The organism is Mesorhizobium koreense (assembly GCF_031656215.1).
Taxonomy (GTDB): Bacteria; Pseudomonadota; Alphaproteobacteria; order Rhizobiales; family Rhizobiaceae; genus Mesorhizobium_L; species Mesorhizobium_L koreense.
In genome coordinates, this window is record NZ_CP134228.1 from 2,693,481 (window position 1) to 2,706,154 (window position 12,674).

At 62.0% G+C, this 12,674-nt stretch carries 11 protein-coding genes; 10 read left to right on the forward strand and 1 reads right to left on the reverse strand.

What is annotated here, in order from left to right:
• Positions 1–23: 23 nt before the first annotated feature.
• Complete coding sequence (locus RBH77_RS12835; protein ID WP_311027989.1) at positions 24–281, reverse strand: hypothetical protein; 258 nt, start codon at positions 279–281, stop codon at positions 24–26.
• A 424-nt stretch (positions 282–705) separates the two neighbouring features.
• Between RBH77_RS12835 and RBH77_RS12840 the strand changes: the two genes are divergently transcribed.
• The 10 genes from RBH77_RS12840 (at position 706) to RBH77_RS12885 (ending at position 12,660) form a co-directional block, all read left to right on the forward strand.
• Complete coding sequence (locus RBH77_RS12840; RefSeq protein WP_311027990.1) at positions 706–1,371, forward strand: YidH family protein; 666 nt, start codon at positions 706–708, stop codon at positions 1,369–1,371.
• A 36-nt stretch (positions 1,372–1,407) separates the two neighbouring features.
• Entirely contained in the window at positions 1,408–3,729 is a 2,322-nt protein-coding gene (locus tag RBH77_RS12845; RefSeq protein WP_311027991.1) for an arylsulfatase, read from the forward strand.
• A 47-nt stretch (positions 3,730–3,776) separates the two neighbouring features.
• Positions 3,777–5,192 carry a DUF1254 domain-containing protein gene (locus RBH77_RS12850; protein ID WP_311027992.1) on the forward strand — a complete coding sequence of 472 codons (1,416 nt, stop codon included), beginning with the start codon at positions 3,777–3,779 and terminating at the stop codon, positions 5,190–5,192.
• A 37-nt stretch (positions 5,193–5,229) separates the two neighbouring features.
• A complete protein-coding gene (locus tag RBH77_RS12855; protein WP_311027993.1) occupies positions 5,230–6,783 on the forward strand; it encodes an arylsulfatase in 1,554 nt (517 codons plus the stop codon).
• Positions 6,784–6,990: 207 nt separating this feature from the next.
• On the forward strand, positions 6,991–7,947 hold the full coding sequence (locus tag RBH77_RS12860; protein ID WP_311027994.1) for an HAD family hydrolase: 957 nt from the start codon (positions 6,991–6,993) through the stop codon (positions 7,945–7,947).
• Between the two features lie 70 nt (positions 7,948–8,017).
• Positions 8,018–9,319 (forward strand): ion channel protein, encoded by a 1,302-nt coding sequence (locus RBH77_RS12865; RefSeq protein WP_311027995.1) that lies wholly within the window; start codon positions 8,018–8,020, stop codon positions 9,317–9,319.
• Positions 9,316–10,185 carry a bile acid:sodium symporter family protein gene (locus RBH77_RS12870; RefSeq protein ID WP_311027996.1) on the forward strand — a complete coding sequence of 290 codons (870 nt, stop codon included), beginning with the start codon at positions 9,316–9,318 and terminating at the stop codon, positions 10,183–10,185. The genes RBH77_RS12865 and RBH77_RS12870 overlap by 4 nt, the downstream gene beginning before the upstream one ends.
• 133 nt (positions 10,186–10,318) lie before the next feature.
• The gene (locus RBH77_RS12875; protein WP_311032528.1) at positions 10,319–11,245 is read left to right on the forward strand and encodes a formylglycine-generating enzyme family protein; all 927 of its coding nucleotides are present in this window, start codon (positions 10,319–10,321) and stop codon (positions 11,243–11,245) included.
• Positions 11,246–11,252: 7 nt separating this feature from the next.
• Positions 11,253–11,621, forward strand: a complete 369-nt coding sequence (locus RBH77_RS12880) for a DUF1622 domain-containing protein (RefSeq protein WP_311032529.1) — start codon at positions 11,253–11,255, stop codon at positions 11,619–11,621.
• Between the two features lie 34 nt (positions 11,622–11,655).
• Positions 11,656–12,660 carry an HAD family hydrolase gene (locus RBH77_RS12885; protein ID WP_311027997.1) on the forward strand — a complete coding sequence of 335 codons (1,005 nt, stop codon included), beginning with the start codon at positions 11,656–11,658 and terminating at the stop codon, positions 12,658–12,660.
• The last annotated feature ends 14 nt before the right edge of the window (positions 12,661–12,674 follow it).

Consider the following 12,674-nt stretch of genomic DNA (forward strand, 5'->3'; position numbering starts at 1 on the left):
GCCGGCAAGCCCACTACGCGCATTCAAACGTAGTAGCACATCGAGATGATCTCATCCTCGATCTCCCGGCAGACGTTCCGATACTCCTCTATCTCCCGCTGGTTGGATGGCTTGTTCTCGCTGGTCAAGCGGTCAAGCATCAGGCTCGCCTCCTCGAAGGCGCCGCAGAGATTGAGGATCTCGGGGTCTCTTGCACTGAGGATTTGCAGCCGGCCGCGCAAAGCCGGCATTCTCAGCATAAGCTTCAGCAGTCCCTTTTGGTTGTAGTCCACTGCTGACATGTTACCAGCCCCATGAAGTAGGCGCCTCCGAAACAGAGGCGGAGAGCCGCCGGCCGCGCTCGATGCGGCCTGTATCGGCAATGGAAGACCACATGGCGGTACGCCCGCTGACGGGTCATTGGAAATCTGCCAGATTCAAGGGGCATTGAATGAGCACGTTACGGTAACATTGGTGGCGAACTCCGGCGCTCGCTCGGGCAAGCCCTTGTCGCAAGTGAAATGTTCCCGCCTGACGGACGAGGATTGGCTGTCTGGGATTGGCCGGACACGGCGCCTTGCGAACGGCAAATGTAGCCCTGTTACCGTTACGTACTTCATCCAGCTTCGGCTTCCCGCGAGGATGGCTCGAACAGCGGATGGCACCGCGCGAATTCCTGGACCGTCCTCTCCGCATTCGAACCGTCTCCAGTGAGGCTGAAAGGAAATGTCGAGCAAACTGGCAAAGCAGGCACTCGTCAGGCCTTCGCATCTGCCGGAGACGCCGGTGCCCTCCATACCCGAGGTGGACGCGTCGAAGCCGGACCTGGCGTCGGTGCAATATTCCGCCTACCGGACGGGTCTTTCCAATCATCGCACCGGCCTGTCCGAGCATCGGACGCAGCTTTCCGAATTCCGAACCGACCTCTCCACCCACCGGACCGACCTCTCCACCGAGCGCACCGAAATGTCGATGCGCCGCACCGGCATGTCGTTCCAGCGCACGCGCATGAGCGCCGATCGCACACTGATGTCGGTGATCCGCACGTCGCTGTCGCTGATTTCCTTCGGCTTCACGATCTACCAGGTCTTTGAGAAGCTGAAGGAGGCGGGCACCCTCGTCCACGCCGCGGCACCGCGCAATTTCGGTATCACGCTGGTCCTGCTCGGCATTCTCATGCTGATCGTGGGTATCATCTATCACGTCCTGTTCATGGTCGGCTTGCGCGAGGAGCGCAACGCGATGCGCGAAGCCGGGGTGATCCACGGTCAGAGCCGTTATCCGGTCTCCTTCACGCTCATCACCGCCGTGATCCTGCTCCTGATCGGCCTCGTCGCGATCGCGAGCATGATCTTCAACATCGGGCCATTCAATGATCCGGGCCCCGGATGAGGAGCGCCTGAGGCAAGATCAAGAGGAGGAAAGGCGATGGCACGGCCGTTCAAGGGTACGATCAAGCTCGACATCCGCGATTCCAAACCGGATTGGGAGGCCTTCCTGGGCACAAAGGCGCCGAAGGATGCGCCAAACGTGCTCGTCATCCTCTATGACGATACCGGCCAGGCGGCATGGTCGCCCTATGGCGGCAGGATCGAGATGCCGACGCTCGACCGGCTTGCCCGGAACGGACTGACATACACGCAATGGCACACTACCTCGGTCTGTTCGCCGACGCGCTCGACTTTCCTCACCGGCCGAAACCACCATCAGAACGGCTTCGGCACCATCGCTGAATCTGCCTGCGGCTTTCCCGGCTATTGCGGACATCGCGCGGCGAACATCGCGACGATGGCGACCGTGTTGCGCGACGCCGGCTGGAGCACCTTCTGGGTCGGCAAGAACCACAACGTGCCGGTCGACGCCTTCGACATGGCCGCCTCGCGAAAATTCTGGCCGCTCGGTCTCGGCTACGACCGCTTCTACGGCTTCATCGGGGGGGAGACCAACCAATGGTATCCCGAACTTATCGAGGACAACCATTTCGTCGAGCAGCCCTATTATCCGGAGGAAGGCTACCACTTCTCCAAGGACATCGCCGACAAGGCGATCAATTTCATCCGCGACACCAGGCAATCGCAGCCCGAGAAACCCTGGTATCTCTGGTATTGCCCCGGCGCCAATCACGCCCCGCACCACGCGCCGAAGGAATATATCGACAAGTACAAAGGCAAGTTCGACGACGGTTACGAGGCCTACCGCGAATGGGTGCTGGGGCGGATGATCGAGCGCGGTATCCTGCCGAAAGGTACGGAACTGACGCCGATCAACCCGATGACGAAGGGAACGGTCATCGAAGGCGATCTCGTGCGTCCATGGGCAACGCTCTCCGCCGATGAAAAGAAGCTGTTCGCGCGAATGGCGGAAGTCTATGCGGCGTTCTCCGAATACACAGACGTGCAGGTCGGCCGCGTTATCGAATATCTTGAGGAATCCGGCCAACTCGACAACACGCTGATCCTCTATTGTGCCGACAACGGTGCCTCTGGTGAGGGTAGCCCGAACGGGTCGGTCAACGAAAACCGTTTCTTCAACGGCTATCCGGACGACATTGCCTCGAACATGGCGGCGCTCGACAAGCTCGGCTCGCCGGATACCTACAATCACTATCCCACCGGCTGGGCGGTAGCCTTCTCGACGCCCTACCGCATGTTCAAGCGCTATTCGCAATATGCCGGCGGCACATGCGACCCGCTCGTCGTCCACTGGCCGAAGGGCATCAAGGCCAAGGGCGAGCTTCGCCATCAATACCATCACTGTACGGACATCGTGCCGACGATCCTGGACTGCTGCGGCGTCAAGTTCCCGGATGCGGTCGACGGCGTGAAGCAAGAGCCGCTGGTCGGGGTCTCGATGCGCTATTCGTTCGACGACGCCGGCGCACCGACGCGGAAGGAGACGCAGTATTACGAAATGCTCTCGACCCGCGGCATCTGGCACAAGGGCTGGAAGGCCGCGACGGAGCACGGGCCGCTCACCGACATCGGCAAGTTCGAGCAGGATCGCTGGCAGCTCTTCAATACGGATGAAGATCGCTCCGAAGCGCATGATGTCGCCGACAAGCATCCGGAGAAGGTGAAGGAGTTCGCGGCGCTCTGGCTCTCGGAAGCCAAGAAATACAGCGTGCTGCCGCTCAACGATCTCGGCATCGTCGGTATCCACGAGCTGGAATACAAGGCCGCGAAGCCGGCGAGCGGCCGCTACGTATACTATCCCGGCACGACTGAAATTCCCGAGGCTTCGGCCGCGCGGACGCTCGGCAATTCCTTCAAGATTCTGGCCGAGGTCGAGTTCACCGGCGACTCGCAGGGCGTGATCTTCTCGCAGGGCTCGCGCTTCGGCGGCTACACGATGTTCGTGAAAGGCGGCAAACTCCACTTCGTCTACAATTTCCTCGGCATTCCGCCGGAGCAGCGCCTGACCTGCGACGCGCCGAAACTCGGCAAGCAGGTGATCGGCGTCGAGTTCATCAAGGACTCGGTCGGCGAGAACCACGAGGCGCTCGGCAAGATGACGCTCTATGTCGGCGAGAATGTCGCCGCGAGCGGAAACTTCCGCGTCCAGACGGGCCACTACGCGCTTGCGGGCGAGGGACTCGCCATCGGCTATGACAGCGGCGATCCGGTATGCGGCGACTACAAGCCCCGCTTTCCGTTCAACGGCGGCCGCATCGCCAGGGTGATCTACGACGTTGCAGAGGACGTCTACATCGACATCGAGCGCAAGTTCGCCGCAGCGATGGCTCGTGATTGAACGCCGCTCGGCGGCCGCGCGAACGTCACGCCTAGGGAGGAACGGCTATGGGAAGCGCAGCTTTGAAGAAAGTCGATATCGCTCACGAGAGCCATTATGCGTTCGAACGCGGCTATCCGACCGAAAAGACCGCCGAACAGGCCTATGACGACACCGACCTCAATCGGGCAATCCAGGCCTACAAATTCTTCTATCCGACGGTATCGGGCGCCGCGATGTTGCGTGGCAACGCCCAGGTCGGTGTACTGCCCAACAAGGTCTTCGGCATTCTCGATTGCGGCCCGAACGAACTGATGTTCACGGGCAATTCGGACACGCCTTATGGGCCGATACAGCTCGATCTCGGCATCGGCCCGATCGTCATCGAGCTCCAGCCAGGCCCCCTGATCGTCTGCTCCATCGACGTCAACCAGCGCTGGGTCGCCGACATGGGCTTGCCTGGCCCGGATGGCGGAAAGGGCGGCAAGCATCTGCTGGTCGGCCCCGACTACACGGGAGAACTGCCGAAGGAGGGCTATTTCGTCCATCGCGCCAGCAGCAACACGCAGGTGGTGGGAGCGCGTTCGCTGCCGGTGAACGGCGATGTCGAGGGCGCCAAGGCGCGGCTGAAAACCATCAAGGTCTACCCGCTGAACAAGACGGCGGGCTGGGCGGAGCCGCAATGGCTGGACATCACCGGCAGACCGCAGGACACGACACCGGTCGACTGGGAAGACAATTTCCAGTTCTGGGAGGTGCTTCACCGCACGATCGATGCGGAACCCGCCTTCGCCGGCTATCGCAACGAATATGGCGATCTCGCCGCCCTCGGCATCGAGAAAGGAAAGCCCTTCAAGCCCGACAGGCGGATGAAGGCGATACTCGAGGAGGCAACTCGCGTCGGCAACGCGCAAATGCGTGTGCAGGCCTTCGGCGATCGCAGCCCGGAACGGCTCCCATGGAAAGATCGGCAATGGGAATGGGTCAGCCTTCGCTTCGAGGATGGCGATTTCAACACGAGTAACCGTCTCGACCTCGAAGCGCGCGAGAAATGGTTCTACCAGGCGATCGGTGCATCTCCCGCCATGTTCCGCCGCGACACCCAGGCGGGCTCGCTGTACTGGCTCGGCCACAAGGATAAGACCGGCGCCTATCTCGACGGCGGCAAGTCATACGAACTCGCTGTTCCGCTGCCCGTGCCGGGCAAGCTGTTCTGGTCCGTCACTGTCTACGACACCGGCACCCGCAGCCAGATCCAGACCGACCAGAAGAAAGCGGCGCTGCGCTCGCTTTTCGAACTCAAGGACCTGAAGGGCAAGACGGCCGAACTCCATTTCGGGCCGAAGCCGCCGGCCGGCGTCGAGAATCGCTGGATCAGAACGATCCCCGGCCGCGGTTGGTTCGTCTACTTCCGCATCTACGGCCCCGAAGCTTCGGCCTTCGACGGCGCCTGGAAGCCTGGCGACTTCGAGCAGGTCCGTTAGCCGGCATCGACACCAATCGACAGCAAGGAGAAACAGGATGGCAAAGTCACCGAAAACCGACAAGCCCAACATCCTCGTCATCTGGGGCGATGATATCGGCCAATCGAACCTGAGTTGCTACACGCACGGCCTCATGGGTTACCACACGCCCAATATCGACCGTATCGCCAAGGAAGGCATGCTGTTTACCGACTCTTACGGCGAGCAGTCGTGCACGGCCGGGCGGTCGTCCTTCATCACCGGGCAGAGCGTCTTTCGCACCGGCTTGTCGAAGGTCGGTATACCTGGCGCGCCTGTCGGCATGAACGAGAAGATCGTCACCATAGCGGCACTGCTCAAGGAACAGGGCTACGCGACCGGGCAGTTCGGTAAGAACCATCTCGGTGATCTCAATCACATGCTGCCGACCAATCACGGCTTCGACGAGTTCTTCGGCAACCTCTATCACCTCAACGCCGAGGAAGAGCCTGAGATGTACGACTATCCGCCGGAGAAGGATTTCCCGAACTTCCGCAAGAATCTCGGCCCGCGTGGCGTCATCCATTCCTGGGCGACAGACAAAGATGACCCGACGACGCACGAGCGCTGGGGCAAGGTCGGCAAGCAGAGGATCGAGGATACCGGACCGCTGACCAAGAAGCGGATGGAGACCTGCGACGAAGAGTTCGTGGCAGCGGCGACCGACTTCATCAAGCGGCAGGAAAAGGCCGGAAAGCCCTGGTTCGTGTGGCTCAACACCACGCATATGCATCTGTTCACGCATACGAAGAAGGCAAGCCTCGGCCAGGCCGGCCGCTGGCAGTCGCCCTATCACGACACGATGATCGACCATGACAAGAATGTCGGTCAGATGCTCGACCTGCTCGACGAGATGGGCATCGCTGACGACACCTTCGTCATGTACTCGACCGACAACGGCCCACATCGCAACACTTGGCCGGACGGCGGCATGACGCCGTTCCGCAGTGAGAAAAACACCAACTGGGAAGGTGCCTTCCGCGTGCCGCTTTTGGCGCGTTGGCCGCGCAAGATCAAGGCCGGCTCGGTCGCCAACGGCATCGTGCAGCATCACGACTGGCTACCGACATTTCTGGAAATGGCAGGCGCGCTCGACGTGGTGGAGAAACTGAAGAAGGGCTACAAGTCGATCGGACGAACCTACAAGAACCACATCGATGGCATCTCGATGCTCTCCTACATCACGGGCAAGGAGAAGCAGAGCCCACGGCCGCTGTTCGTCTATATCAGCGACGACGGCGACGTGCTGGCGATCCGCTACGACAACTGGAAGTTCGTGTTCATGGAGCAGCGGTGCGAGGGCAAGCTGGCGGTGTGGGGCGAGCCGTTCACGCGACTGCGTATCCCGAAAATGTTCAACCTGCGGACGGATCCTTACGAGTTTGCCGAAATCACATCCAACACCTATTGGGATTGGTACCTTTACCACGGCTACCTGATCATGGCGGCGCAGAGGATCGCCGGCAAGTTTGCCGAGACGTTCAAGGATTTCCCGGCGATCCAGAAGCCAAACAGCTTCACCATTGACGACGCGCTGAGGGCAATGGCCGACGCCGGTACCAGCGGGCAATAGGTACACCCACGGGCGGCGGGAGCGATCCCGCCATCCTACTCTTCAGTGCACTTGCAACAATAAAGCCATGCATATCAGGGCGGATGAGCGATATTTCTACATCGATGACCTGGCGATACCGCTCGCACGCCATCCTCTACTGTCGATCATTTGCCACTGCTTCCAGTGGGTGACCAGACGTATTGAACAGGGAGCGATGCGACGGAAATGAGTGACCAGCTTCCAAATTGGAACGATTGTGCCGCCAAGTCCGCCATCCTTGACTTCGTGGCTCGGGTAACGAACGAAAACGGCCCCGATTTCGTGCCGCCGACCGAACGCATTGCCACCTTCGACAATGACGGCACGCTTTGGTGCGAGCAGCCGTTGCAGGTGCAGTTCTTTTTTGGCCGCGAGCGTTTGAGGATAGCAGCGGAGAAAGATCCGACGCTTAAGGAGCGACAGCCTTTCAAGGCCTTCCTCGAACACGATATGGAGACGATCAAAAGCCTGGGAATGGAAGGCTTCTTCGAAGTCGCCGCTTTTGCCCATGCCGGCATGACGGAGGACGCGTTTATCGAAGTCGCCCGGCAGTGGCTGGCAACGGCAAGGCACCCGAAGCTCGGCTGCCTGTTCAAGGAACTCACCTATCTGCCGCAGATCGAACTCCTCCGATTCCTGCGCGCCAACGGCTTCAAGACATTCATCGTGTCAGGCGGCGGCATCGACCTCATCCGGACGCTTGCGGAAGAGGCCTACGGCATTCCGCCGGAACAGGTTATCGGTTCGAGCGTCAGAACGCGCTTCGAGATCCGCGAAGGCCGCAGTGAACTCGTCAAGCTCGCGGCGATCGACACGTTCGATGACCGGAACGTGAAGCCACAGAATATCGGGCTCCATATCGGCCGACGACCGATAATCGCGTTCGGCAATTCCGACGGCGATCTGGCGATGCTGCGCTACGTGCGGACGGGCCGAGGGCCGAGGATGGCCCTGCTTCTCCATCACGACGACGAGGCCAGGGAATTCGCCTACGACCGGAACTTCCAGGTGAGCCCGCTCGCCGACGCGCTCGACAAGGCCGACCAGTACGGGCTGACGGTGGTGAGCATGAAGCGCGATTGGCGGGCCATCTTCGAGGCGAGCACGCGGCCGGCTGCCGCCCTCGCCGGGAAGGCAGGCTAGCGGGATCTGGAGGAGGCCATGATCAGGACCATCGGCCCGCGGCCCGCCGCTGGATGATTGGAGGATTTCAATGATACCTGCCAGAGCCCGTGTCATGCTTTCCTCGGCTGTGCCGGCCCCCTTCGTCGGGATTGGCTCCGCGCTCGTCCTGCTGGCGGTGGTGATCGTGGCCAATCTCTGGCAGCACTATTTATGGGAAATCCTGCCAGCGAGTTTCGGTGCCACGGCGGCCACCTGGTGGTGGGTGGTGGCGGTGCTTACCCTCACCGGCCTGCTTGTGGGCCTGGCGGTGAAATATGTGCCGGGCCATGCCGGCCCGGATCCGGCTACGGTCTCCTTGTTTGGCCCGCCGACGCCGCTGGTCGTGCTGCCGGGGCTTGCGCTGGTCCTGGTGCTGGCGCTCGGCGGCGGTGTCAGCCTCGGTCCGGAAAATCCGATCATCGCGATCATCGTCGGCCTTACCGTCGCCATCGGGACGCGGCTGATGCCAGCAGTGAAGCCCGAGGGCTGGGTGACGCTTGCGGCCGCCGGCACGATCGGCGCCATGTTCGGCACTCCGGTAGCCGCCGCCCTCCTGTTTTCCGAGATGATCCGAGGCGACGAGAAAACACCGGTCTGGGACCGCCTTTTCGCGCCGCTCGTCGCGGCAGGCGCCGGCGCGCTGACCATGTCGCTCTTCGAACAGCCTAATTTCACGCTCGCGGTCGAGCCCTATACGATCCCGCGCGCGATCGACATCGTGAGCGGGATCGCGGTGGCGCTCGCCGCCATCGCCGTCGGCATGGTCGCCGTATGGATTTTCCCCGCCGCGCATAAGTTCTTCATATCGCTGAAGCACCCCGTGCTCATGCTGACGCTGGGCGGCCTGCTCCTCGGGTTCCTCGGCGTCGTCGGCGGGCCGATCACCATGTTCAAGGGCCTCGCCGAGATGAAATCGCTGACCACCGAGCAAGCCGGCTATACCGTGGGCGCGCTGGCGGCGATCGTTGTGATCAAGCTTGTCGCCATCCTGATTTCGGCGACATGCGGATTCCGGGGCGGCCGCATCTTTCCGATGGTCTTCGTCGGGGTGGCTTTCGGCCTGTTGGCGCATCGGGTCTTTCCCGGCATTCCGATGTCGCTGGCCATAGCGAGTTCGGTCCTCGGTTTCACCCTGGTCGTCACCCGCGACGGCTGGCTCAGCCTCTTCATGGCCGCGATCATGATATCCGGCTCGGGATTGGCGCTGCTGCCGCTCCTCTGCATCGTCGTCCTGCCGGCCTGGCTGCTGCTGGCCGGCCGTCCTGAAATGCAAATCAAGCCCGAAGCCTTGGCTCCATCGGACGAAGTGTCAAGCCAGGCGGGCCGACCCGGCCTGAGGACAAAGGCATGACGCTCGCGCAATCGATAGGCCTGGCCCTCAATGCGAGCATCTTCCTGCTCGTCTTCGCCCTCGGCCTGCAGTCCAGCCAGCGCGACGCCACCTACGTCTTCCGGCACCCCGCGCTTCTGATACGATCGCTCGTCTCGATGAGCGTCGTGATGCCATTGTTCGCGATCCTGGTCGCTGCTCTCACCAACCTCCATCCCGCGATCAAGATCGCCATTCTGGCGCTCGCCGTCTCTCCGGTTCCGCCGATCCTTCCGAAGAAGCAGGTCAAGGCCGGCGGAACGTCCTCCTATGCCGTCGGCCTTCTCTTCTCCGCCGCCGTACTCGCGATCCTGGTGATCCCCGTCACGATCGGAGCGGTCGATCTGCTCTTCGGGAAGGAGGCGCATGTGCCCCTTGGAAAGCTCGCTCGCATCCTGCTCACGTCGGTGATCCTGCCGCTTGCGGCCGGCATGCTCGTGCGCACTCTGGCCGTCGATATCGCAAGACGGATCGCCCACCCGATATCCTATTTCGCGACCGCACTCCTTGTCGTCGCCGTCCTGCCGGTCCTCGTCGGCGCATGGCCGCAACTGGTGTCGATGGTCGGCAACGGTACGCTGGTCGTGCTGGCGCTGTTCACGCTGGTCGGGGTCGTGGTCGGCCATCTACTCGGCGGTCCGGATCCCGACAACCGGACAGTTCTGGCGCTTGCGACATCGACCCGTCATCCAGGCATCGCGCTGGCCGTCGCCACCCTCGACGGCCAAGCCGTGAAAGGCGTTCTAGCGGTCATTCTCTGGCATGCGATCGTAAGTAGCGTGGTATCGGTGCCTTATGTCAGGCGCCATATACGCAGCCATGCGGCCACGCCAGGAGGAACTGGATGAACTACTCTTCGCCTGAAACGGGCATGCATGGATGGCACATGAGGGTACCGGAATGAAAGATGAGTGCTGTGTATCTGTCGATATCGGCTGCATGGGGCGGAACGTCCATCGGGTCACGGCCGATTTGCGTGACATGGTGTGGATTCCGGGCGGCGAGTTCCAGATGGGGTCCGACCGCCACTACCCCGAGGAGGCGCCGGCGCACAGGGTGCGGGTCGATGGCTTCTGGATGGACCGCTTCACGGTGACCAACCGCGATTTCGAGCACTTCGTCGCCGAGACCGGCTATGTCACGCTGGCCGAGAAGCCGGCCGACGCCGCGAATTATCCCGGCGCGCTACCGGAGATGCTGGCCCCGTCCTCTACCATGTTCCGCAGGCCAGCCGGGCCGGTCGACATGCGTAATCACTACAATTGGTGGGTCTATGTCGGCGGCGCGAACTGGCGTCATCCGCGCGGCCCGGCAAGCGCGGTCAGGAAGAAGCTCATGGACCATCCCGTGGTGCACGTGGCGTACGACGACGTCGAGGCCTACGCCCGATGGGCCGGAAAAGAGCTGCCGACCGAAGCAGAGTGGGAGTTCGCGGCACGTGGTGGGCTGGACGGGGCCGAATATGTCTGGGGCGACGAGATGACCCCCGATGGACGCTACATGGCCAATACCTGGCAGGGAGAATTCCCCTACCGCAACACGCAGGACGACGGCTTCGAATACACGTCTCCCGTCGGTTCCTTCCCGCCGAACGGCTACGGTCTTTTCGACATGGCCGGCAATGTCTGGCAGTGGACGGCGGACTGGTACCAGGAGCACGGCAAGATCGACAGCCCGTGCTGCACGGCCAGCAATCCGCGCGGGGCCAGCCAGGAGGACAGCATCGACCCGCGCGAATCCCAGGTGAGGATCCCGCGCAAGGTGACAAAGGGCGGCTCGCATTTGTGCGCGCCCAACTATTGCCGGCGCTACCGGCCGGCGGCGCGTATGGCGCAACCCGTCGATACATCGATCTCGCATCTCGGCTTCCGGTGCATCGTACGTGCCGGGCCTGACGCCGGAGGCTGATTCCGTGATGCTCAGGCAGTGGCTTGCGGCAATAACCGATCAGGCCGTGCCGGCCATCGATCTCCTGGCACTCATCATCATCGTCGCCGGTACGCTGCAGGCATTCATCGCGGCGATAACGGCGATCTTCAGCGGCGACGAACGCATTCATGCCGGGCGAGAGATGTGGATGCGCTATTCCCGCTGGTTGGTCGCTGGCCTGACCTTCCAACTTGCTGCGGACATCATCGAAACCTCGGTGGCCCCGACCTGGGACGATATCGGGCAACTCGGCGCCGTCGCGGTCATCCGGACCTTCCTCGATTTTTTCCTGGCCAGGGATCAGCGCGAGGTGCGTGCTCTCGAGAAGGTGGCCCGGGTCCGGAAGACGCCCTGAGCCTTGGGCAGGATTGGCGGACAGGAGATTGCTCATGAAGATTGGCGTATCGTTTCTCGCACGGTTGATCGTCGGCTTCCTTCTGATCGCGGCTGCGGCTCCGACCGCCACCGCCGACCCCCTCCCGTCCTGGCGGGAAGGCCCGGCGAAAGAGAGCATCGTCGGCTTCGTGACCGCCGTGACGACACCGGGAAAGGACTATGTGCGGCCGCAGGAGCGGATCGCCGTCTTCGATAATGACGGAACGCTTTGGTGCGAGCAGCCCATCTACTTCCAGTTCGCCTTCGCGCTCGATCGGATCAGCGCGCTCGCGCCGCAGCACCCTGAGTGGAAGACGGAGCGGCCTTTCGCCGCCGTTCTGTCCGGGGATACCAAGGCGCTGGCCGCCTCCGGTGAAAAGGGGATAGCCGAGCTACTGGCGATCACCCATGCCGGCATGACGGTCGACCAGTTCGCCGACACCGTCAGGGAATGGCTGAAGACGGCGCGCCACCCTAGGTTCGATCGCCCTTACACCGATCTCGTCTATCAGCCGATGCTGGAGGTCTTGGCCTATCTTCGCGCCAACGATTTCAAGACCTTCATCGTTTCCGGAGGCGGCGTGGAGTTCATGCGCGGTTTTGCCGAGGAAACCTATGGCATACCTCCCGAGCAGGTCGTCGGGTCGTCGGGCAAGACCGAATTCAGGGCGGGCTCAACGGACGGAAAGCCCGTAATCGTCAAGGATCCGGCTGTCGAATTCGTCGACGACGGTCCCGGAAAGCCGGTCGGCATCAACCATTTCATCGGCCGTCGACCCATCTTCGCCTTCGGGAATTCCGATGGCGATCGGCAGATGCTGGAATGGACGGCCGCGGGGGAGGGGCTGAGGTTTGCAGGGATCGTCCACCACACGGACACCGAACGTGAGTATGCCTATGACCGGGATTCACCCGTCGGGAAGCTCGATAAGGCGCTTGACGAAGCCGAGCAGCGAGGGTGGACGGTCGTGGACATGAAACGCGGCTGGAGAACCGTATTTGCATTTCAGGAAAATTGAGTGCCGCGTTGAGA